General features: G+C 62.6%; 21 protein-coding genes. 9 read left to right on the forward strand and 12 right to left on the reverse strand.

Going from position 1 to position 20,675, the window contains the following annotated elements; translation table 11 throughout:
• Nucleotides 1–8 precede the first annotated feature (8 nt).
• Nucleotides 9–548 (forward strand): hypoxanthine phosphoribosyltransferase, encoded by a 540-nt coding sequence (gene hpt, locus HRQ64_RS15995; protein ID WP_172124246.1) that lies wholly within the window; start codon nucleotides 9–11, stop codon nucleotides 546–548.
• A 26-nt stretch (nucleotides 549–574) separates the two neighbouring features.
• Here hpt and HRQ64_RS16000 read toward each other — a convergent pair whose 3' ends face one another.
• From HRQ64_RS16000 to galE, 3 genes are all read right to left on the reverse strand, one after another.
• Entirely contained in the window at nucleotides 575–1,765 is a 1,191-nt protein-coding gene (locus HRQ64_RS16000) for a DUF459 domain-containing protein (protein WP_172124248.1), read from the reverse strand.
• Between the two features lie 98 nt (nucleotides 1,766–1,863).
• The gene (locus tag HRQ64_RS16005; protein WP_172124250.1) at nucleotides 1,864–3,075 is read right to left on the reverse strand and encodes a lytic murein transglycosylase; all 1,212 of its coding nucleotides are present in this window, start codon (nucleotides 3,073–3,075) and stop codon (nucleotides 1,864–1,866) included.
• A gap of 13 nt (nucleotides 3,076–3,088) precedes the next feature.
• Entirely contained in the window at nucleotides 3,089–4,075 is a 987-nt protein-coding gene (gene galE, locus HRQ64_RS16010) for a UDP-glucose 4-epimerase GalE (RefSeq protein WP_172124252.1), read from the reverse strand.
• A 52-nt stretch (nucleotides 4,076–4,127) separates the two neighbouring features.
• Between galE and galU the strand changes: the two genes are divergently transcribed.
• A complete protein-coding gene (gene galU, locus HRQ64_RS16015) occupies nucleotides 4,128–5,057 on the forward strand; it encodes a UTP--glucose-1-phosphate uridylyltransferase GalU (RefSeq protein ID WP_127754053.1) in 930 nt (309 codons plus the stop codon).
• Nucleotides 5,058–5,060: 3 nt separating this feature from the next.
• On the opposite strand, the gene HRQ64_RS16020 is transcribed toward galU, so the two are convergent.
• The 3 genes from HRQ64_RS16020 to HRQ64_RS16030 all read right to left on the reverse strand — a co-directional run bounded on the left by HRQ64_RS16020 (nucleotide 5,061) and on the right by HRQ64_RS16030 (nucleotide 7,929).
• Nucleotides 5,061–6,266 carry an outer membrane beta-barrel protein gene (locus HRQ64_RS16020; protein WP_172124254.1) on the reverse strand — a complete coding sequence of 402 codons (1,206 nt, stop codon included), beginning with the start codon at nucleotides 6,264–6,266 and terminating at the stop codon, nucleotides 5,061–5,063.
• Between the two features lie 198 nt (nucleotides 6,267–6,464).
• On the reverse strand, nucleotides 6,465–6,941 hold the full coding sequence (locus HRQ64_RS16025; protein WP_172124256.1) for an NfeD family protein: 477 nt from the start codon (nucleotides 6,939–6,941) through the stop codon (nucleotides 6,465–6,467).
• A gap of 10 nt (nucleotides 6,942–6,951) precedes the next feature.
• Entirely contained in the window at nucleotides 6,952–7,929 is a 978-nt protein-coding gene (locus HRQ64_RS16030; protein WP_172124258.1) for an SPFH domain-containing protein, read from the reverse strand.
• Nucleotides 7,930–8,067: 138 nt separating this feature from the next.
• On the opposite strand from HRQ64_RS16030, the gene HRQ64_RS16035 reads away from it, so the two are divergent.
• Nucleotides 8,068–8,961: a Ku protein gene (locus HRQ64_RS16035; protein ID WP_172124260.1), complete on the forward strand. Its 894-nt coding sequence runs from the start codon at nucleotides 8,068–8,070 to the stop codon at nucleotides 8,959–8,961.
• Nucleotides 8,962–8,964: 3 nt separating this feature from the next.
• Nucleotides 8,965–11,649 (forward strand): DNA ligase D, encoded by a 2,685-nt coding sequence (ligD, locus tag HRQ64_RS16040; RefSeq protein WP_172124262.1) that lies wholly within the window; start codon nucleotides 8,965–8,967, stop codon nucleotides 11,647–11,649.
• Here ligD and modB read toward each other — a convergent pair.
• The 5 genes from modB to HRQ64_RS16065 all read right to left on the reverse strand — a co-directional run bounded on the left by modB (nucleotide 11,646) and on the right by HRQ64_RS16065 (nucleotide 15,354).
• The gene (gene modB, locus HRQ64_RS16045) at nucleotides 11,646–12,326 is read right to left on the reverse strand and encodes a molybdate ABC transporter permease subunit (protein ID WP_172124264.1); all 681 of its coding nucleotides are present in this window, start codon (nucleotides 12,324–12,326) and stop codon (nucleotides 11,646–11,648) included. The genes ligD and modB overlap by 4 nt on opposite strands.
• Nucleotides 12,327–12,332: 6 nt before the next feature.
• On the reverse strand, nucleotides 12,333–13,067 hold the full coding sequence (modA, locus tag HRQ64_RS16050) for a molybdate ABC transporter substrate-binding protein (protein WP_172124266.1): 735 nt from the start codon (nucleotides 13,065–13,067) through the stop codon (nucleotides 12,333–12,335).
• 27 nt (nucleotides 13,068–13,094) lie between these two features.
• A complete protein-coding gene (gene eda, locus HRQ64_RS16055) occupies nucleotides 13,095–13,730 on the reverse strand; it encodes a bifunctional 4-hydroxy-2-oxoglutarate aldolase/2-dehydro-3-deoxy-phosphogluconate aldolase (RefSeq protein WP_172124268.1) in 636 nt (211 codons plus the stop codon).
• 93 nt (nucleotides 13,731–13,823) lie between these two features.
• Entirely contained in the window at nucleotides 13,824–14,330 is a 507-nt protein-coding gene (locus HRQ64_RS16060; protein ID WP_172124270.1) for a hypothetical protein, read from the reverse strand.
• A gap of 64 nt (nucleotides 14,331–14,394) precedes the next feature.
• Complete coding sequence (locus HRQ64_RS16065) at nucleotides 14,395–15,354, reverse strand: carbohydrate kinase (RefSeq protein ID WP_172124272.1); 960 nt, start codon at nucleotides 15,352–15,354, stop codon at nucleotides 14,395–14,397.
• 222 nt (nucleotides 15,355–15,576) lie between these two features.
• Between HRQ64_RS16065 and HRQ64_RS16070 the strand changes: the two genes are divergently transcribed.
• Nucleotides 15,577–16,140, forward strand: coding sequence for a TRAP transporter small permease subunit (locus HRQ64_RS16070; protein WP_172124274.1), 564 nt, complete (start codon nucleotides 15,577–15,579; stop codon nucleotides 16,138–16,140).
• A complete protein-coding gene (locus HRQ64_RS16075) occupies nucleotides 16,140–17,528 on the forward strand; it encodes a TRAP transporter large permease subunit (RefSeq protein WP_127754065.1) in 1,389 nt (462 codons plus the stop codon). Before HRQ64_RS16070 ends, HRQ64_RS16075 begins: the two co-directional genes overlap by 1 nt.
• A gap of 77 nt (nucleotides 17,529–17,605) precedes the next feature.
• Here the strand turns inward: HRQ64_RS16075 and HRQ64_RS16080 are convergent, their stop codons facing one another.
• A complete protein-coding gene (locus tag HRQ64_RS16080; protein WP_127754066.1) occupies nucleotides 17,606–18,706 on the reverse strand; it encodes a TRAP transporter substrate-binding protein in 1,101 nt (366 codons plus the stop codon).
• A 251-nt stretch (nucleotides 18,707–18,957) separates the two neighbouring features.
• On the opposite strand from HRQ64_RS16080, the gene HRQ64_RS16085 reads away from it, so the two are divergent.
• The 3 genes from HRQ64_RS16085 to HRQ64_RS16095 are packed head-to-tail and all read left to right on the forward strand — an operon-like array spanning nucleotide 18,958 to nucleotide 20,672.
• Nucleotides 18,958–19,350 carry a hypothetical protein gene (locus HRQ64_RS16085; RefSeq protein WP_127754067.1) on the forward strand — a complete coding sequence of 131 codons (393 nt, stop codon included), beginning with the start codon at nucleotides 18,958–18,960 and terminating at the stop codon, nucleotides 19,348–19,350.
• A gap of 18 nt (nucleotides 19,351–19,368) precedes the next feature.
• Entirely contained in the window at nucleotides 19,369–19,875 is a 507-nt protein-coding gene (locus HRQ64_RS16090; protein ID WP_172124276.1) for a sigma-70 family RNA polymerase sigma factor, read from the forward strand.
• Nucleotides 19,872–20,672 carry an anti-sigma factor gene (locus HRQ64_RS16095; protein ID WP_172124278.1) on the forward strand — a complete coding sequence of 267 codons (801 nt, stop codon included), beginning with the start codon at nucleotides 19,872–19,874 and terminating at the stop codon, nucleotides 20,670–20,672. The genes HRQ64_RS16090 and HRQ64_RS16095 overlap by 4 nt, the downstream gene beginning before the upstream one ends.
• Nucleotides 20,673–20,675 lie beyond the last annotated feature (3 nt).

Raw genomic sequence — 20,675 nt, forward strand, 5'->3', positions numbered from 1 at the left:
ACCTGCCAATGACTTCCCCGGCCTATGTTGTCGATGAACTGATTTCCGCCAAGGCCATCGCTGCCCGCGTGGAAGCTCTCGCCAAGGAAATCTCGGCCCATTTCGCCGACACCGACAAGCTTGTGGTCGTGGGTCTGCTCCGCGGATCGTTCATCTTCATCGCCGATCTCGTGCGCGAGCTCGATCTGCCGGTCGAAGTGGATTTCCTGGAAGCCTCGTCCTATGGCAATTCCACGGAATCGAGCCGGGAAGTGCGCATCCTCAAGGATCTGCGCGGGGAGATTGCCGGCCGCGACGTGCTGGTCGTCGAGGACATCGTCGATACCGGTCACACGCTCAAGCATGTGCTCGAAATCCTGCAAACGCGCCATCCCCGGCGCGTCGAGGTTTGTGCCCTGCTCAACAAACAGAGCCGTCGCGAAACCGATGTGCACGCCAAATGGATCGGCTTCGACATCCCGGACAAATTCGTTGTCGGCTACGGCATCGATTATGCGCAACGCAATCGCAACCTGCCCTATATCGGCGCGGTGCGTTTCCTCGATTAGATCAGGCCTGCTCTGAAGTGGCGATCCTAGAGCGGGCTTGCGCCATTATCGGCTGGTACTGCTTCCGGATCGATGCCCACGCCGAACGCATCCACCCGCCCCATCGGGGCATTCATCAACTGATCGAGCGTGAACGCTGGCGCGGGGCTCGGCGCACCGGTTGCCGTTAACAGATCGCCGGCGCGAGCCGGGGCGCGGTTAAGCGGGATAATGGCCCCTGCCACTTCAAGCAGCCGGATTTGCCCCAAGCCCTGAAACGGAGGCCGCAGCATCGCCGCGGCATCGGTGCCGGCGAGCGGATCGGCAACCGCCACGCTCACTCCACCACCCCGGTAAAAGGTGCGCAGTGACTGGCTGACGTAAAAGGCCAGCTTGTCCGCTCCTGCCGAGGAGAAATGGATGCCGTCATCCCGGCGCATCCGGGCGTTCTGTCCGTTCACATCTGGACCATAGGTGGCGTACTTGCCGTCCTCACCCACAAACCGTTCATAGATGTCGAGGAACTCGGCGCCGCCCGAGAAACTGGCCAGCCGCTGAATGGCATTGATCTGGCTGATCGCGGTTGAGTAATCGTTCTTGGACATCGGTGGCAGTCCGACCCACAGGACCGGCTTGCGCGCTGCACGCAGCTTTTGCAGGAAGTCGGTAATCCGCCCTTGGTAGAGGCGGCTCCACTGCTCGCTGAGCGGCTCCAGCGTCTCGCCTTCCGCCTTGATCTCCTGGCGATCATTGAGCCCGATAATCACCACCGCCAGATCGAAGCTGCCCTCGGCGATCTCCTCTTCCACCTCTGCCGTCCAGTTGAAATGATCCTGTCGCACAAAGCCGGAATCACCCACACCCTGATCGATCACCACCAGGTTTGGGTCTTCGGCGTAGAAGCGCTCCAGCGCCTTGGCGAGATCAACAGCCATGGAGTCGCCGAACACGGCCAGCTTGGTGGCATCCGCCGCTTTCTCGACGGTGGGTTTCGGCGGTGGCGCAGCTGCCGCGGGCGCCTCGCGACGCCTTTGCTGCTGCTGTGGCTCCTGGCGCGGCTGCTGGCGTTGCTCCTGCTGGCGCGGCTGCACCCGGCGCGGTTGCTCGACCGGGGGAGCAGCCTGAGGCTCCTCGCCAAACAACAGGTCAAACAAGGTGCGTCGCTTTTGCTGCTGGGCGACTAAGATGTCGGGCACAGGTTGTGCCAAGGCCGGCGCCACGTCCACGAAGATGAACATGGCGATCCACAGGGCCACAGCAACACGGACAAAAGGAGCCTTGATACGCATGGCGCTATATTAGCCCAGGCGCAGTGTCAAAACCATGGCCCTCGATGTCAGCGTTCTGCAGACACCAAGGCTTGATAAGCAGCGCGCGTGATGAAGCCGTCCGCCACCTCACCGCGGCTCGCCTGAAAGCGCGCATAAGCCTCCTGCGTGATCGGCCCTAGTCGTCCGTCCACCGCCCCGTCATAGAGCCCCAGGGCCTTGAGCGCCGCCTGCACCGCCTCGCGCTGCTGCAGATTGGGGAACACCGTGTCGCGCGGCCAGGCTGCCGCAAAGGCGCCTCCTCCCTTGAGGCGATCGGTGAGATGCGCTACCGCCAAAGCATAGCTATCGGAAAAGTTATAGCCCTTGAGCACCAGATAATTCTGCGTCAGCAAAAACTTGGGCCCGTTCTGCCCTGCCGGCACATACAAAAACACCGGCAGGCTCGGATTGGCAAAGGCCCGCCCACCGGCCCGGGTAATCCCCCGTTCAGCGAAAAACGCGATGGGCCGCATCTGGGTGCGGGACGCCAGCAAATAGTCGAAGCCCTGTGGCACCTCGACCTCAAAGCCCCAGTCTACTCCCGGCTGGTAACCGAGCGCGCGCAGATAAACCGCACTGGTCCCAAGCGCATCGGTCAGCGAGTTGTGCAAATCCACCCGGCCATCGCCGTCCCCATCCGTGCCGAACTTCACGACATTGGATGGGTTCACCTGCAGGTGCCCGATCGCTCCCGCCCAGGAGCCAACAAGGCGCTGTGCATCCAACGGTCCGCGCTGCACCAGCAGCAGCGCCGCAATCAAATCGCCCTCATCTTCCACAAGCCGCGAGCGACGCTGGTGCACAAGGGTCGCGAGCGAGCGCACCACCGGCCGGATCAGTGAGTTGTTGCCCAGCACCGTGCCATAATCGGTTTCCATGCCCCAAATGGCGCCAAGCAGATAGGGATCAACCCCGTATTTCTGCCCCACCGCACCGAACAGCGCCGCATTGCGCTCGATCGCCGAGCGGCCACGCGCCACCCGCTCTCCGGTCACCCGTCCATCGATATAGTCCCAAATGGGGGTAGCAAACTCAGGCTGGCTGGTGACCAGACCAGGGGTACGCGGGTCGGGTGAGAGCCCGTCCATGGCCGCCGAGTAGGTTTGAGCACTCACGCCCGCAGCCAGTGCCTTGGCGCGAAAGCTCGCCACAAAGCTGTCAAAGCTCTCCGCCGGTTGTCCCCATGCCGTGGACAGCCCCGCCAAGCTCAACACCAGAACCGCCAGCAGCCGCTTCATCTTTGTTCCGATCCTAGCGATTGCGCATCATCAGGTGCTTTTCCCAGTCATAGGCCGTCCGCACGATTTCGGTGAGATCGTCGTGCTGCGGCGTCCAGCCCAGCAGCGAGCGCACCTTCTCGCCCGTTGCGGTAATGGAGGCCGGATCGCCAGGGCGGCGCGGCCCTTCCTCCACCTTAAAGTCTACGCCCGACACCGATTTGACAGTGTCCACCACCTGCCGAACCGAATAGCCTTGCCCATAAGCGCAGTTCAGCGTCGTGCTCTCGCCACCCCCGCGCAGATGCTCCAGCAGCAGCGCATGGGCCTCGATCAGGTCGGTGACATGAATATAGTCGCGCACGCAGGTCCCATCGGGCGTTTCATAATCGGTCCCGAAGATGTCCATCTTGGCCCGCTGCCCCAATGCAGTCTGGCAGGCAACCTTGATCAGGTGGGTCGCGAGCGGCGTCGACTGGCCCGAACGCTTCTCGGGGTCGGCACCAGCGACATTGAAGTAGCGCAACACGCCATAGGTCATTGGATGGGCCGCCGCCACGTCCTGCAGCATCCACTCGGTCATGAGCTTGGAGCGGCCATAAGGCGACATCGGGTTGAGTGGAGTGGTTTCCACAACTGGCGCCAGTCCGGTCATGCCGTAAACTGCCGCCGTCGAGGAGAAAATGAAGTGTTTGACCCCACCCGCAACCGCAGCCGCGATCAGATCGCGCGAGGCGGCGGTGTTGTTGGCGTAATATTTCAGTGGATTGCTCACCGATTCCGGCACCACAATCGAGCCGGCAAAATGCACGATCTCGGTTATGCCATGATCGGCGATTATCCGACCGACCAGTTCTTGGTCGGAGGCGGAGCCTTGCACGAAACTGGCACGCCCATCGATGGCCCAGTCAAAGCCGGTAACCAGATTGTCCAGCACCACGACGGCTTCGCCGGCATCGGCAAGCTTGAGAACCATATGGCTGCCGATATAGCCGGCGCCTCCCGTTACCAGAACGGCCATAGATTAACTCCTGTTGGGCAACCCACTGTTGCACGATGGGGTTATGTGGCAGATGTTGCCACCCCTTCATAGCCTTTACCCTTTCGGGAGTGAACGATTGCACAAGCGCGTACGAACAGCGGTTTTTCCGGTTGCAGGTTTGGGGACCCGGTTCCTGCCGGCCACCAAAGCTCTCCCCAAGGAGATGCTCACAGTGGTAGACCGCCCGCTGATCCAGTATGCGGTTGATGAAGCGCGCGAGGCCGGCATTGAGCATTTCGTCTTTGTTACCGGGCGCAACAAGGGCGTGATCGAAGACCATTTCGACCGCCAGTTCGAGCTCGAAACCACCCTTGAGCTGCGCGGCAAATCCGCCGCGCTCGACGAGTTGCGCAAGGACCTGCCTTCGGCGGGCCACACCAGCTTCACCCGCCAGCAGGAGCCTTTGGGCCTTGGTCACGCGGTGTGGTGTGCCCGTGACATCGTCGGGAACAATCCCTTCGCCCTTTTGCTGCCGGACATGCTGTTCAAGGGCACGCCCGGCGTGCTCAAGCAGATGATGGATGCCTATGAGGAAACAGGCGGCAATGTCATCGCCGTCGAGGAAGTGCCCCATGAGGAGGTTTCCTCCTATGGCGTCGTTGCCCGTGGTCCAGGGGAGGATAATGGCTTCCGCATCACCCAGATGGTCGAAAAGCCCAAGCCCGCCGATGCCCCGTCCAACCTCATCATTTCCGGGCGCTATATCCTGCAGCCCGAAATCTTCTCGCTACTCGCCGAACAAACCAAGGGTGCGGGTGGTGAAATCCAGATCACCGATGCCATGCAGACGCTCATGCAGGGCCAGCAGTTCACCGGCGTGAAGTATGAGGGCAAGTCCTTCGATTGCGGATCCAAGAACGGCTTCCTGATGGCCAACATCGTCTACGCCCTTGACCGCCCCGACATCCGCGACGGCTTCCTCAAGGAATTGCGCAAGCTCGACCTGTCCGATCAGCTCTGAGCCTTAGCGGCGCAGGGTGACACCCAGGCTGAGCTGATGGCTGCGATCGCGGCCATCGGCAGTGCTGTCCGTCCTTGCATAGCCATAATCGACGCTTGCGGCAGTATGCGCGTTTACCCGATAATCTGCTCCGGCACCGAGACCATAACCGGTTTCCGTGTCGGCGCTCCCCTCGAAGCGGGCCGTGTGCCATCCCGCTAGCGCGCGCAGAGCCAGCCATGAATTGACGGTGTAACCCAGATCGGCGCTGGCGCTATATTGCACCCGGGTCGTGCCGCCATTGTCCGGTCCCGATGGCTGCACATCAGTGGTCAGAGCCCCTGTCAAGCGCCAGGTGGAATCGGGCCGGTAGGTGACAGCAGCTTCAAACAATTGCGCCGTCACTTCCTCCAGGTTCTCATCATCGAAACGCCGTAACGCCAAACCGGTCGAGGCGGAGGCCTCAAGGGTTTCGTTCCAGCGCCCCACCACCCCGACACTGACTGAACTATCGGTGGCATCGCGCGTCGGCATGCCAGTCTGCCGTGCAAACAAGTCACGGCCCAGATTGCCCTTCCCGAAGACTTCAAAGATGGGAGTCGCCTGGAAGCCGAGGCGCAACCCGCCATCGAGCGTCCAGTAGTTGTCGTCCTCGTTGTCCTCGACCCTCCCATCCACCAACTCGGTGGGACCATAAAGATACCGGGCGACTGCGCCAGTGACGCCGATATTAAACCTGCCGAACTGCCTTGTGGCGCCACCATTGAGGCTGCCCACCAGCGTTGCGGCGGGCTCGGCAATATCATTGGCGAGCCCCGGCGTGCTTGCCGGCTCCTGCGCGTAGGACAGGTCGGCGGCCCCGCTCAGCGCCGTAACGCTGTCCAGCGCGTAACCGCCCTCAAGGTTAAGTCGCAAGCCGCTAACATCCACCTCGTCGGTATCGGAGGGCCGGATAAGCTCCAGCTCTCCCGAGGCTCCGAGCTGGGATCTCGACCCCTCATGCTCAAGCGCGAAGCTCGGGACGAACCGGATATCGAAAGTCTCGTCATCCGTAGACTTGGTATAGGTTCCCCGCAGCGCAGTTGCCCAATCCACGTCGAAAAACGGATGCGCGGGTTCAGCTAGCCCCGCACTGCTCGCCAGCACCGGCTCGGCTGGATAAACATCGGGGAGCAGCCGCTCATTGCTGGTCTCGGAGCCATCGCCAGTGGCATGGTCAGACGCAGCCATGACCGGTCCGGCAGCCAACAGCACGCCAAGCAAGCATGCTCCTGCTGATCGCCGCCGCTGCATTTTGAACCGCACGCTCAAATCCCGCTCCACCCGCCTGTTCGCGGCGCCCGAGGGTTGTCGCTGCGGCCAACCTGTCAGTGTATGGTTAAAAAACCGTTCGGGGCGGCGTGTCGGCAACAGGTTGAACGCGGGCGTCTATGCGTTGGTTGAGGGAGCAACCTGGTCGGCTGGCACTACCCGCAGCACCGGACCATTGCTGCCGGTCACCCGCACCCGTGTGCCCTGCGGCAAATCGGGGCCGGACACCCGCCACAAACTATCGCCAAGGGCTACGCGCCCGAACCCGCCCTCAATCGGGGCTTGGAGCGCCACGACCTGCCCCACCAGGCTTTCGGCGCGCTCGTTCAATTGCGGGTGGTCGCTTTCAGGCGGGCGCGAGCGGCTCCAGCGCACCCAGACAAAGATCGCGATCAGGGACAGGCCCCCGAACAACAGCCATTGCAGCGGCCAGGAAACAGGCTGGAAGAACAGCATCAGCCCGGTGACGATACCGGCAATGCCCATCCAGACCAGGAACCCGCCCGGCACCACCAGTTCCAGCGCCAGCAGCACCAGTCCCGCGACGATCCAGGACCATGGTCCATAGCTTGCGATAAAACTGATGACTTGCATGGCCTGTTTCTCAGCTCTGGCCGGCGCTAGGCGGCCGTGCTGACCGGGGCGGTGCTGCCGGCGCACCAAACGTCTCGCGGGCGATTTCCGCAATGCCGCCAATGGAGCCGATGACGCTCGCGGCCTCCACCGGCAACATCAAAACCTTCTGGTTGGGTGAAGTCGCGATCTTGCCTAGTGCTTCGATATAGTTATTGGCCACGAAATAGTTGATCGCCTGCACGCTGCCTGAAGCAATGGCGTCACTGACCATCTGCGTCGCCTTGGCCTCCGCTTCCGCGGAACGCTCGCGTGCCTCGGCGTCGCGAAACGCGGCTTCCTTGCGCCCCTCAGCTTCCAGAACCTGCGCCTGCTTGGCGCCTTCGGCCTGAAGGATCGCGCTTTGCCGCCGCCCTTCTGCCTCGAGAATGGCCGCGCGCTTCTCGCGCTCCGCCTTCATCTGCCGGCCCATAGATTCAACCAGATCCTTAGGCGGATCGATATCCTTAATCTCGATGCGGGTGATCTTGACGCCCCAGGGCGACACAGCCGTATCCACCACCCGTAGCAGACGCTCGTTGATCTCATCGCGGTGGCTCAACAATTCGTCAAGATCCATCGAGCCCATCACCGTGCGGATATTGGTCATGGTGAGGTTGAGAATAGCGTTTTGCAGGTCGGTGACTTCATAGGCAGCCGCCGCCGCATCCAGGATCTGGTAGAAGGTGACGCCGTTCGCCGTCACCGTGGCGTTGTCACGGGTGATCACTTCCTGATGGGGCACATCGAGCACTTGCTCCATGACATTGATCCGTTTCCCCACGCCATCAATGAACGGCACGATGAGGTTTAGACCCGGCTTGAGCGTGCGGGTATACTTCCCGAACCGCTCGATGGTGTAGTTGTACCCTTGGGGTACCGTCTTTGCCCCGGCGAAGAGCACAAGCAGGGCCAGGACGCCCAGCACGATCAGCGTGATGCTGAGCCCATCAAGCGCAAATCCGTCCATCGATCCCATCCTTGGTTCCGCCTCGTGTCTTGGTCATGGACCTTAGGGGGCGCACTGGCCTGACGCAATTGGGTGGGCGGGAACAAAGCCCATCACGGACTCGTTTACCGCCAAAGTTTCCCCGCGCGCGAGTATCCCATGGCAGCGTCACGTCCCGTCTGGAAAGGTCAGCTTCGTTTGTCGCTCGTGTCGATTGCCGTCGAGCTCTATACGGCCACCAAGAGCAACGCCAAGCCATCCTTTCATCAGATCCATGAGCCGACGGGCCAGCGCATCCACTATGAAAAGGTGGTCGAAGGGGTCGGCCCGGTCGATCCCGACGAGATCATGAAGGGCTTTGAATACGAAAAGGGCGATTACGTCCTCCTTACCGACGAGGAGATCGACGCCGTCAAGCTCGACACGCGCAAGACGCTCGAGCTGACCCAGTTCGTTGGTGCCTGCGAGATCGACCCCATCTATTTCGACAAGCCCTATTTCGTGGTCCCGGCCGACGACCTGGCAGAGGATGCCTTCCGCGTCATCCGCGATGCGCTGCGCGAAAGCCAGAAGGTCGGGCTCGGTCAACTCGCTCTGCGCGGCAAGGAATATCTCGTCGCCATCAAGCCCACCGGCACGGGCCTCCTCATGGAAACGCTTCACTACGAAGAGGAAATCCGCAAGGCCGACCCGTTCTTCGCCGAAATTTCCGCCAAGAAGGCCGACCCGGACCTGCTCGAGGTCGCGACCGCCCTTATCGACAAGAAAACCGCCAAGTTCGACGCGGGCGTGTTCAAGGATCACTATCAGGCGGCGCTCCGCGATCTGATCGCGCAAAAGCTCAAGTCCAAGGGCAAGAAGGTCGAGGCCAGCGATGACGCGCCCGACGACAAGCCGAATACCTCCAATGTGGTTGATCTGATGGCCGCGCTCAAAAGCAGCCTTGAGGGGAGCAACGGCTCGGACAAGGCTCCGGCCAAAGGAACGGCAAAGACCAGCAAGTCACGCTCTACGGCGGAAAAACCCGCAGCCTCTCGCAAAAAGGCGAGCTAACCAATGGCTACCAAGTCCGACACGCTGCTCAAGGACTACCGCGCCAAGCGTGACTTCGCCAAAACGCAGGAGCCATCCGGCGAAAGTGCCGCCAAGCAGGAGCAGGCCGGCGCCCCCCTGAGCTTTGTCGTGCAAAAGCACGATGCCACCCGCTTACACTACGATTTCCGTATCGAGCTCGATGGCGTGCTAAAGAGCTGGGCCGTCACCAAGGGACCATCGGACAATCCTGCCGACAAGCGGCTGGCTGTCCATGTGGAAGATCATCCGCTCGACTATGGCACTTTCGAGGGCACGATCCCAGAAGGCGAATATGGCGGCGGCACCGTGATGCTCTGGGACGAAGGCACCTGGGAGCCGATCGGCGATCCCCATGAGGGCCTCGAAAACGGCGACCTCAAAATGCGCATCAACGGCAAGCGCATGAAGGGCGAATGGGTGCTCGTGCACATGAAAGGGCGCGATACCGCCCGCAAATCCGGCCCGGCGCGCGAGAACTGGCTGCTGATCAAGCACAAGGACGATTACGCCAAGCCCGAGGAAACCCTCACCACCCGTTTCACCACCTCCGTCTCGACCGGTCGCGACCTTGCCGGCATCGCCAAAGGGCTCAAGCCCAAGAAAGCCAGTGCTACACCGGCGGACGCCGTTTGGCATTCCAACCGCGAGCCCACCCCCGACGCGGCACCAAAAGCCAAGCCGACTAAAACCGCCAAGCCCGCTCGCAAATCATCCGCCAAATCGCTCGCCCTCCCCGAGTTCCGGCCACCCCAACTCGCCACCCTGGTTGACGAGGTGCCGCAGACCAATGGCTGGGTGTTCGAGATGAAATATGACGGCTACCGGTGTCTCGCCGCGCTGTCAGGCGACCAGGTGCGGCTCTACACCCGCAACGCCAATGACTGGACGACCCAGTTTGCCGCCATCGTTCCAGCGCTCAGTCAGGTCACCTCCGGCTCGGCCCTGATTGACGGGGAGCTCTGCGCCTTGGACGACAAGGGCCGTACCGATTTTTCCACCCTCAAGAACGCGCTTTCCACGGGCGAGTCCCTGGTCTACTTCGCCTTCGACCTGCTCGAGCAGGATGGCGAGGATCTCACCACGCTCCCGCTGACCGAGCGCAAGACCCGTCTGCAGGCGCTGCTCGGAGAAACCGGGCCCGATAGTCCCATTCAGTTCTCCACCCACGTCGTCGGCAACGGCCTGCGCGTGTTCCAGAGCATCTGCAGCGCCGGCCATGAAGGCGTGATCGCCAAGCAGGCCGACGCGCCCTATCGCGGCGAGCGCTCCCGCTCCTGGCTCAAGGTGAAATGCTCCAAGAGGCAGGAATTCGTCATTGCCGGCTGGAGCACCTCGACCAAGAAGAAATCCTTTGCGTCCCTGCTGCTAGGCACTTGGGAAGACGGCAAGCTGATCTATCGCGGCCGCGTCGGCACCGGCTTCACCCGCGACGAAGCCCAGGCCCTGCAGCAACAGCTCGATGCCCGTGCCAGCAAGACCAACCCCTTCAGCAATATCCCCCGGGCGGCCACCCGCGGCGCCAATTGGGTCAAGCCCGAGCTGGTGGGCGAAGTTGCCTTCACCGAATTCACTCCCGATGGCGTTTTGCGTCACCCCTCCTTCATGGGCCTGCGCGAAGACAAGCCGGCCAGCGAAGTTGTCATCGAAGCCCCCGCCGCGCTGCCGGCCGAGGCGAGCAAACGCAGCGCGGCCAAATCGGCACCGGCGGCCAAAGCCGAGGCTCAAGAGCCCGCTGAGCCCGCCAAACTCGATCGCGAGGCGGGCCTTGCCGCCGCCGAAAAGGCCGGGCTGCACATCACCTCGCCCGATCGCGTCATCTATCCCGGCCAAGGCGTGACCAAAGCCGATCTGCTCGCCTATTACGCCGCGGTCGCCGATCGCATGCTGCCCTATATTGCCGATCGCCCGCTCAGCCTCGTGCGCTGCCCGCAGGGACGCGCCAAATACTGCTTTTTCCAGAAGCACGATTCCGGCGGCTTTCCCGACGCGATGAAAACAGTGATGCTGACCGAAAAGGACGGCAGCGAGGTGGACTATTTCTATGTGGACTCCCTCGCTGGCCTGCTCGCCGGCACGCAGATGAATGTCATGGAATGGCATCTCTGGGGTGCCCGCAAGGAGGATGTCGAGCGGCCCGAACGCATCATCTTCGATATCGACCCCGATGAAGGCCTGGCCTTTGCCGATGTGCGCGCCGCCGCCCGGGACATCGCCAAACTACTGGAAGAGCTGGGCCTCAAGACCTATCCACTGGTCAGTGGCGGCAAGGGAATCCATGTGATCGCCCCGCTGACCCCAAAGGCGCAGTGGCCCGAGGTCAAGGCCTTCTGCAAGCGGGTGGCGCAAGTGCTGTCCGAGCGCGAACCCGACCGGTTCATCGCCAATATGAGCAAGGCCAAGCGCAAGGGGAAATTCTTCGTCGACTATCTGCGCAACGAGCGTGGCTCGACGGCCGTATCGCCTTGGTCCAGCCGGTCGCGCGAAGGCGCTCCGGCTGCCGTGCCTGTCACCTGGGAGGAACTCGAAGCCGTTAACGCGGCCAATCAGTTTACCCTGGCGTTGGCCGCCGAGCGGGCGAAACGACCCGACCCGTGGACCGGCTATTTCGATGTGGACCAGGCCATCACTCCGGCCATGCGCAAGGAGGTCGGCACCCCCGACGCTTAGGGCGCGGTTTGCACCCGCACCCGCCCAAGCGTCGTGGTCAGCACGATCGCCGAAAAAGCGAACACCACCATGCCCGCAGCCAGCAGGTGAGCGGTGCTCCAGTCCAGCCGCTCCACATAGTCATAGATGGCAATGGACAACACCTTGGTCTGCCCGGGAATATTGCCCCCGATCATCAGCACGACCCCGAACTCCCCCACCGTATGGGCAAAGCTGAGCACGGCTCCCGCCACATAGCCCGGCCGCGCCAACGGCACCGCCACCCGCCAAAAGCGCTGCCACGGACTGGCGCCCAGGCACAGCGCCGATTCCAGCGGCTCGTTGCCGATCGCGGCAAAGGCCCCGCGCAAGGGCGCAATCATGAACGGCAGCGACGACAGCACCGACCCGATCACCAGCCCGGTAAACGAAAAGGCGAGCGTCCGCCCACCCCAGAGGGCGGCGAGGCTCCCGCCTGGCCCATTGGGCCCGAGCGCCAGCAACAGATAAAATCCGAGGACAGTCGGCGGCAGCACGAGTGGCAGGGACAAGAGCGCCGCCACCGGCTCCACCCAGCGCCGGCGGCTGCGCGCCAGCCACCAGGCTATTGGCGTGCCGGCAACTAGGAGAATGGCTGTTGTCACCGTTGCCAGGGCCAGGCTCAACCCGACCGGTTGCAGGATCTCGGCCCCGTTCATCGCCCCTCACCGCTCGATCCGGTAGCCCGCCGCCTCGATCAGCGCCACTGCTTCATCGCTGCGCAAGAACTCGAGAAACGCCGTTGCTGCCCGATTGTCGGCACCCAGCTTGAGCAGCACGGCATCTTGCCTGATGGGCGTATACAGTTCGCTCGGAACAATCCACACGCCTGACTGGCCCTGCACCTGGCTCAGACCCACAAAGCCAAGCTCGGCATTACCAGTTTGAACGAACTGCAGGGCTTGGCTGATGTTCTCGCCCAAAACGAGCTTGGGCTGGAGCGCGTCATAGACCCCCAGGGACCTCAGGGTTTCAACCGCCCCTTGCCCATAAGGTGCCGCCTGCGGATCGGCAATAGCGAGCTTTTCAAAGCCACCGCCCAGCGCCGCCCGGCCGTCCGTCACATCGAGCGTCGTACTGTAGAGCGCCAGCACACCGGTCGCATAGCTGAAGACGCTGCCCTCAACGCCAAAGCCTTTATCCACCGCACGTGCTGGGCGCTCGTCATCGGCTGCCAAAAGCACGTCGAAGGGTGCCCCTTGCGTGATCTGGCCGTACAGCAAGCCCGTGGCGCCAAAGCTGAACTGCACTTGGTGCCCGGTTTGCGCCGTGAACACCGGGGCCAATTGTTCGGCAACGCTGGTGAAGTTGGCCGCAACAGCGATCCGGGCCAACTCGGCCTGGGCCGGCCCGACCAACAGCGCTCCCCAGGCGGCGACAACCAGCACCATCCGCTTCATTGCCGCCGCTCCCGTTCCTGGTGCTGCTTAGCCGCGCAGCGTCGAGGCTTCGCGCGCCAGCGCTTCGATCCGGCCAAAGTCATTGGCGGCCAGCGCATCGGCCGGCATGATCCAGGAGCCCCCGACGCAGATCACATTGGGCAGCCCGAGATAAACCTTGGCCTTGGCCGGATCGATGCCGCCAGTGGGGCAAAAGGTGATGTCGGGGAGCGGCGAAGCGAAGGCCTTGAGCACCGGCGCGCCACCCAGCGCTTCGGCCGGGAAAAACTTTAGGAAGCTATAGCCGCGTTCCGCCGCCGTCATCCCTTCACTCGGGGTGCCAATGCCGGGCAACAGCGGAATACCCATGTCGTCAGCCGCATCCAGAATACGCGGCGAGATGCCGGGCGAAACCATGAAGCGACACCCGGCATCCACCGACTGCTTCATGTGCTGGGCGGTTCGGACCGTGCCCGAGCCGACAATGGCGCCAGTAACCTTGCCCATCTCTTCGATCACCTTGAGCGCATTGGGCGTGCGCAGGGTGACTTCGAGAATGGGCAGTCCACCCGCTACCAGCGCTTCGGCCAACGGCCGCGCCTGCGCCACATCATCGAGGATGATGACCGGCACCACGGGCGCGAGCGACAAAATGGAGCGCATGGCTTGTGCGTCTTGCGGCATGGGAACTCTCACGGCAAAGGAACGATAGCACAGGGTTATGAGCTTGCCGGCCCGCCTGCAACCCCGTTGCGCAGCAAACGAGGGCGATTCGACCTATTGCGCCGAAGCTCGCATAAAAACCTGCATCCGGTGAAAGGCCAACCCTTCGGGATCGGGAGCCGCCTCGGGGTCACTGGGCAAGGCGAGCCGGCCATCGGGATTGAGCCTGGTCAGCAATTCACGTTCTAGCCGGCTGAGATCGACAATGATCTCGTAGCCCGGCCCAATGGTCAGATGCCCCGCTTCAAAGGCCCGATGCGCTTCCGTGCTGAGGCAAAGGAAATTGCTGGCCTGCAAACTGCCGCCAGCGTCGCGCGGCCGCAGGGGCGTGACCTCCAACCGCGAATGGGCACTCTCTGCCTCCGCTGCGAGTCCGGTCAGCGCGCAACGATGGCCGTAATGGGCGAGCACGCTCTGGAAGAGGCCGGCATAGCTCTCTAGCGGCTCAGCTTCGAAGCCATCAAAGGGCACCGCAGCCTCTTCAAGCCCGCGCAGCCAGTAGGCCGGGTTGCCGGGATCGTCGCTCCCGCCATTGATGTCATCATCGCCGCCGTCGACCACGTACCGAGCTTTCCGGATTGGATTGCCGGAGCTTATACGTAATTAGCCGCAGCTAAAAGGCGGATCAGAATTGTGCCTCTGCGAGCACCCGGTCCACCTGGCTGCGAACCGGCGGCCGGCAGCCTTTTTCGGCGCAGTTGAGACCGGCCACCACTGCGCCAAAGCGCAGCGTGGTTGCGAGCGCCGCATCATCGAGCCCCTGCAATGCCCCTGCGCGCAGGGCGCCGGTTTCGTCCAGCCAGGTCAGGATTCCTGCCATCAAGCTGTCCCCTGCCCCCACCGTGTCGCCAAACACCGGCGGCGCATAAATCCCGACCTGCGCGGTGCCAGATGCCGTAAAGGCGCGCGATCCCTTTTCGCCCAGGGTGACCACCACCAGCTCGCAATTGGGTCGCGCCAACAACTCGGCGGCATGCGCCTCGATGCTCTTGCCCGCATCCAGCGCCTCCAGATCCTCTTCCGAAACCTTGATCACATGGGCAAGATCGAGAAAGGACGACAGCCGCTGCTTGTAGCTCTCAAAGTCATCCACCAGCGATGGGCGAACATTAGGGTCGATCGAGATCGTGGCGCCCTTGGCGACTGCCACCCGTACCACGTCGAGCCACGCTGCCGCGTCCTCGGACAGGATCGGACAAAAACCGCCGATCTGATACAGCGATAAATCCGCGGGCAACGTCGCGATCATGCTCGCCGCAGTAAATGCGCGATCTGCGCCGCGGTAAAACTCGTATTGCGCCTTTCCCTGCGCGTCGAGCGTCACCACGGCCAGCGTGGTCGGCGCCGCGACCCGCTCCTGCAGCAGGGTTTGCACACCGGCCTGCGCCAGTGGCTCGAGCAGGTAGGAGCCAAACCCATCCTTGGAGATGGGACAGAGATAACCCGTCGCGTTACCGAGCTTGGCCAGCGCGATGGCGCAGTTATAGGGCGAACCACCCGGATGCGCCTGCATCCGGATCTCCTCACCCCCTTGGCGCGGCTCGGATACGAGATCAATCAGGCTTTCCCCACCCACAACAAACATGCGCGCTCCTTTGTCGGCGTTTTGCTGCCGTTCTGCAGCGCCATAGCATCTAGGGCGACCTTGTCACCAGCAGAGTGCAGTTTTGCCCCTTCTATCGATTACTAACAAGTTGACGCAAAGCGTCGATGCTGTTCAATCGCAGCATCAAAATTTCCGTGCTCGGCAAGGAGTTGGGTCCCCAAAGATCCGCAGCCGTGCGGAAACTCTGCTGGGGGATATCGATTGCAATTGCTCGCCATGCTCGTCAGGGGCATCAGCGCCATCAATTGGCTTGTGGGACAAATACTGTCCTGGCTCGCCTTGGCCTGTGTCCTCGTATGCTTCACCGTTGTGGTGCAGCGCTACTTCTTCAACACATCAACGCTCTGGGTGCAGGATCTCTATGTCTGGCTCAGTGGCGCCATGTTCACCGGGGTGGCCGGCTTTGCCCTGCTCCGCGACGACCATGTGCGCGTTGACATCTTCTACCGCCCCGCTTCGGTACGCTGGAAGGCCACCGCAGATCTCTTTGGTGTCGTCTTCTTCCTGCTGCCCTTCATGTATGTGGTGCTGGCCTACACCTATCCCGCCGTCGCCCGCTCCTGGGGCTATTATGAAGGCTCCAGCAATATCGGGGGCATGCCCGGTCTCTTCGTGCTGAAGAGCTTTGTGATCGTCTTTGCGGTCCTTGTCGGGCTGCAAGGCATCGCCATGGCCCTGCGCTCGATCCTTGTTCTCACCAACAACGAGAACCTGTTACCCCCCGATCTGCGCTACGGCGCTAACGACGTCAAGGAAGCGCATTGATGGACCCTGTATTGATCGGGGAGATACTCTCCGCCCTGATGTTTGTGGGCGTGGTCGGCGTCCTGATGCTTGGCTTTCCGGTAGCATTTTCGCTTGCCGGCACCGCGCTGATCTTTGGCCTCGTCGGCTGGTGGCTGGGCGTTTATGACCCCTCCAACTACGGCTCCCTCGCCGGCCGCTATTTCGGCCTGATGACCAGCGAAACGCTGGTGGCGGTGCCACTCTTTGTGTTCATGGGCGTCATGCTCGAGCGCTCCGGTATTGCCGAGCAATTGCTCCTCACCATGGGCAAGCTCTTCGGCAATCTGCGCGGCGGCCTCGCCCTTTCGGTGATCGTGGTTGGTGCCCTCCTCGCAGCTTCCACCGGCGTGGTCGGCGCAACCGTTGTCACCATGGGCCTGATCTCCCTGCCCGCCATGCTGCGCGCCGGCTATGATCCCAAGCTGGCCACCGGCGTGATTTGCGCTTCCGGCACGCTGGGCCAGATCATCCCGCCCTCGACCGTCCTGATTTTCATGGGCGACATGCTCTCGGGCATCAATGCCCAGGTGCAGATGGAAAAGGGCAATTTTGCCCCCGAGCCGGTTTCGGTCGGCGCCTTGTTCGCCGGCGCCATTCTGCCTGGCCTGCTGCTGGTCGGGCTTTACGCTATTTGGGTCATCATCAAGGCAATCATCGATCCAAAGTCGGCGCCGGCTACGCCCGTGCCCGAAGATGAGAAAAAGCATCTGCTGCGCGAAGTCTTTGTCGCCCTGGTGCCGCCGCTCCTGCTGATCATCGCGGTTCTGGGCTCGATCCTGGCCGGTATGGCGACCCCTACCGAAGCGGCATCGGTCGGCTCCGTCGGTGCCATGATCCTGGCGGCAATGCGGTGGCGCTTGAGCTTCTCGGTCCTCAAGCAGGCGGTGATCTCGACCGCCACCATCACCTCAATGGTGTTCATCATCCTGTTTGGCGCGGCAGTGTTCTCCGTCGTGTTCCGCATGATGGGCGGTGACAATTTGGTGCATGAATTCCTGTCCAACATGCCGGGGGGCGCAATCGGCGCCACCATCATCGTCATGTTGATCATGTTCATGCTCGGGTTCATTCTCGATACCTTCGAGATCATCTTCATCGTGATCCCGATCACAGCGCCAGTGCTGCTGGCCTTGGGTGTGGATCCAATCTGGCTCGGCGTCATGGTTGGCGTGAACCTGCAAACCAGCTTCCTGACCCCGCCCTTCGGCTTTGCCTTGTTCTATCTGCGCGGCGTGGCCCCACCGCGGGTCAGCACCGGCATGATCTATCGCGGCATCATCCCCTTCGTGCTGCTACAGATTTTGGCGCTGTTTATCCTGTTCTTCTTCCCCCAACTGATCACCTGGTTGCCCAGCATGCTGTATTAACCTGTGGTCGATCACTGACCCACAAACAAAAAGCCCGGGCAAATTGCCCGGGCTTTTCTGCATCCAACCGATGCCGCTTAGCTGTACTGGACGTATTTTTCGCGCGCCACGAGATAAGGCATGTCGGTGTTCTCGGTGCGGGTGCGCAGCAGGTTGAACGCGGCGATAAAGCTCTCCGCCGTCTTCTTGGTCAGCGGGTCGCCGCCTTCACGGATTTCGGTCAGCAGTTCAACCGACGCCTTGGCACCAGCCTCGACGATCTCCTCGGGGAAAGCGCGGACCTGAACGCCATGTTCGCTGACCAGCGCTGCCAGCGAGCGCGGCTCATTGGCATACATGTCCGAAGCCACATCGTCATAGGCGGCCTGCGCGCAGGTCGCGACCAGCTCCTGCAGGTCCTCGGGCAACTCGGCGAGCTTGGACTTGGACACCACGAGTTCCGTGGCCAGGCCGGGCTCGACAAAGCTCGGGAAATAGTAGTTCTTGGCGATCTGGTAGAGCCCCAGGGCCATGTCGTTGTATGGACCCACGAACTCGGCAGCATCGAGCGTGCCCGACTGCAGCGCCGCAAAGATTTCGCCGGCAGCGAGATTGGTCACCGAAGCGCCAAGCTTGGCCCAGACCTGGCCACCGAGCCCCGGCGTGCGGAAACGCAGGCCCTGCACATCGGCAACGCCGGTCAGCTCATTGCGGAACCAGCCGCCGGCCTGCGTGCCCGTATCGCCCGACATGAAGCCCTTAACGCCGAACTGGTCGTAGATCTCGTCCCAGATTTCCTGGCCGCCGAGATAGCGCATCCAGGCCGTGTGTTCGCGGCTGGTCAGCCCGAACGGCACGCCGGTGAAGAACGACAGGCCCTGGCTCTTGTTCTGCCAGTAATAGGGCGTGCCATGCATCATCTCGGCCGAGCCATCGATCACGGCGTCCAGCGCCTGCAAGCCCGGCACCATTTCGCCGGCAGCGAAAACCTGAACGTTGAGCCGTCCCCCCGAAGCGCGGCCGATCCGATCCGCCAGTCTTTGCGCGCCGACACCCAGGCCCGGAAAGTTCTTGGGCCAGGTGGTGACCATGCGCCAGTTGATGGTGCCCTGCGCAATCGCGGGCGCAGCCAGCGTCGTTGCCGCTGCGGCACCGATCGTCGCTACCGATGCGGACTTGAAAAACTCACGTCTCTTCATGCACTTCCTCCCCATAGGTGCAGCTTTGCTGCACAAATACCGTTGTCGCGCCGAGGCCAGCCTTTGGCCCCGTCCGTGACAAGTTGAAGTAAAAAATCAGCCGGCACGCCGCCTGTCCAGTATCTTGTTGCAATCCCAGCAAGATCGTCACTGCAAAGGTTTTTTTGGCCCGCCGGGATTAAACCGCTGCGGCCGGTGTTGACGCTGCTGAGGGCCGCTCTGCCGCCCCGCCAAACCGGAAGGAAAACTCCATGTCGATCCGCATGTTTGTTGCCACCGCCTCCGCGCTCGCCTTGTTCGCCACTCCTCTTGCCGCCGCTGAATATCTGGGCGGCGCCGTTCAATCCACCGATATCGGGGGCAAGATGGTCCTGACCGATGCCGACGGCATGACCCTTTATATCTTCGATAAGGACGAGCCCGGCGTCACCAATTGCTATGAGAAATGCGCCACCAACTGGCCCCCGCTTATGGCCGAGGACGGCGCCACGCCCGAGGGCGAGTTCACTCTGGTCGATCGCACCGATGGCGGCCAGATGTGGGCCTATAAAGGCTGGCCGCTCTACTACTGGAAGGACGACATGGAGCCCGGCGACATCACCGGTGACGGCGTCGGCGGCGTCTGGCATCTTGCTGTTGAATAAGGACGGCGGAAGCCTGGGGTGACCGAGTTCCTCGACGAGGTCGAAGCCTGCGTGCCAGCTCTCCGGCGTTATGCCCGGGCGCTGACGCGCAGTGCCGACCTCGCCGACGACCTGGTGCAGGATTGCCTGGAGCGCGCCATTTCGCGCCGTGGCCTGTTCCGCCCTACCGGCCCGATGCGGGCCTGGCTGTTCACCATTCTGCTCAACCTGTACCGCAATGACCTGCGCACCCGGCACCGCCAGGGTGCGATGATGCCGCTCGATGCCATTGCCGAACCCGTGACCGCGGCGCCCCAACCCGGCCATCTAGCCCTGGCCGAAATGGCCAGGGCCATTGAAACCCTCCCGCCCGAACAAAAGGAGGCCTTGCTGTTGATTGCCCTTGAAGGCCTCTCCTATGCCGAGGCCGCTGCTGTCCTTGGAGTTCCGCTTGGCACGCTGATGTCTCGCCTCGGTCGCGCCCGCGCCGCCCTGCGCCTGCTAACCGGCACCCCGGCCGAGCCGCATCTGAGGACGGTGAAATGAACGCCCCCAGCCGCGATACGCTGATGGGCTTTGCCGACGGGCAGCTCGACCCCACAACGCGCGAGCAGGTCGAAGCCTATCTGGCCGCCAATCCTGACGTCGCGGCTGAAGTCTCAAATTGGGCTCGCCAGAACGACGCCATTCGCACCTTGTTCGAGCCAGCAGGGGCGGAGCCGGTACCGGTGAGGCTGCATCCCCGGCGGATGGCCGCCGAGCTCACCACCCGCCGCCACCGCCTCTGGCGGCAGGCCGTCGCCGCCGTCCTCCTTGTGGGTTTGGGCCTGGGCGCCGGCTGGTTCGCCCGTGCCTGGTCGCCTGCCCCGCAGCCCAGCACTGTGCTGATCGCCGATGCCGTGCGCGCCCATGACGTGTTTGTGGCTGAGAACCGCCACGCCGTGGAGGTCGCCGCCAGCGAAGAGGATCACCTGACTTCCTGGCTTTCCAACCGGCTGGAAACGCCCCTCGCCGCGCCCGACCTCGCGGCCGAAGGTTTCACCTTGGTGGGTGGCCGTCTGCTGCCCGGCACGGCCGCGGCCGGCGGTCGCGCCGCTCAGTTGATGTACGAAAATGCTGGGCGTGACCGGGTAACCATCTATGTCACCGCAGCCCTGCCCGACCGGGAACACGCCTACGATTTCGCCAGCCTGGAAGGGGCGGAAGCCTTTTACTGGGCCAATGCCCACATCACTTGCACCGTGGTGGGCACCCTGCCCGAGCCGCAGATGCAAATCGTCTCGCAGGCGATCTACCGGCAACTGACCGGTGACGGCGAACCTGAAGAACACTATCGCAGCTAGCGG

The sequence above is a fragment of the Devosia sp. 919 genome (genome assembly GCF_013185965.1).
GTDB lineage: Bacteria > Pseudomonadota > Alphaproteobacteria > Rhizobiales > Devosiaceae > Devosia.

Coding starts and splice junctions, on each gene's coding strand:
- hpt (WP_172124246.1), top strand. CDS start 9: ATGACTTCCCCGGCCTATGTTGTCGATGAACTGATTTCCGCCAAGGCC.
- HRQ64_RS16000 (WP_172124248.1), bottom strand. CDS start 1,765: ATGTTCATCTTCGTGGACGTGGCGCCGGCCTTGGCACAACCTGTGCCC.
- HRQ64_RS16005 (WP_172124250.1), bottom strand. CDS start 3,075: ATGAAGCGGCTGCTGGCGGTTCTGGTGTTGAGCTTGGCGGGGCTGTCC.
- galE (WP_172124252.1), bottom strand. CDS start 4,075: ATGGCCGTTCTGGTAACGGGAGGCGCCGGCTATATCGGCAGCCATATG.
- galU (WP_127754053.1), top strand. CDS start 4,128: ATGTTGCCACCCCTTCATAGCCTTTACCCTTTCGGGAGTGAACGATTG.
- HRQ64_RS16020 (WP_172124254.1), bottom strand. CDS start 6,266: ATGGCTGCGTCTGACCATGCCACTGGCGATGGCTCCGAGACCAGCAAT.
- HRQ64_RS16025 (WP_172124256.1), bottom strand. CDS start 6,941: ATGCAAGTCATCAGTTTTATCGCAAGCTATGGACCATGGTCCTGGATC.
- HRQ64_RS16030 (WP_172124258.1), bottom strand. CDS start 7,929: ATGGACGGATTTGCGCTTGATGGGCTCAGCATCACGCTGATCGTGCTG.
- HRQ64_RS16035 (WP_172124260.1), top strand. CDS start 8,068: ATGGCAGCGTCACGTCCCGTCTGGAAAGGTCAGCTTCGTTTGTCGCTC.
- ligD (WP_172124262.1), top strand. CDS start 8,965: ATGGCTACCAAGTCCGACACGCTGCTCAAGGACTACCGCGCCAAGCGT.
- modB (WP_172124264.1), bottom strand. CDS start 12,326: ATGAACGGGGCCGAGATCCTGCAACCGGTCGGGTTGAGCCTGGCCCTG.
- modA (WP_172124266.1), bottom strand. CDS start 13,067: ATGAAGCGGATGGTGCTGGTTGTCGCCGCCTGGGGAGCGCTGTTGGTC.
- eda (WP_172124268.1), bottom strand. CDS start 13,730: ATGCCGCAAGACGCACAAGCCATGCGCTCCATTTTGTCGCTCGCGCCC.
- HRQ64_RS16065 (WP_172124272.1), bottom strand. CDS start 15,354: ATGTTTGTTGTGGGTGGGGAAAGCCTGATTGATCTCGTATCCGAGCCG.
- HRQ64_RS16075 (WP_127754065.1), top strand. CDS start 16,140: ATGGACCCTGTATTGATCGGGGAGATACTCTCCGCCCTGATGTTTGTG.
- HRQ64_RS16080 (WP_127754066.1), bottom strand. CDS start 18,706: ATGAAGAGACGTGAGTTTTTCAAGTCCGCATCGGTAGCGACGATCGGT.
- HRQ64_RS16085 (WP_127754067.1), top strand. CDS start 18,958: ATGTCGATCCGCATGTTTGTTGCCACCGCCTCCGCGCTCGCCTTGTTC.
- HRQ64_RS16095 (WP_172124278.1), top strand. CDS start 19,872: ATGAACGCCCCCAGCCGCGATACGCTGATGGGCTTTGCCGACGGGCAG.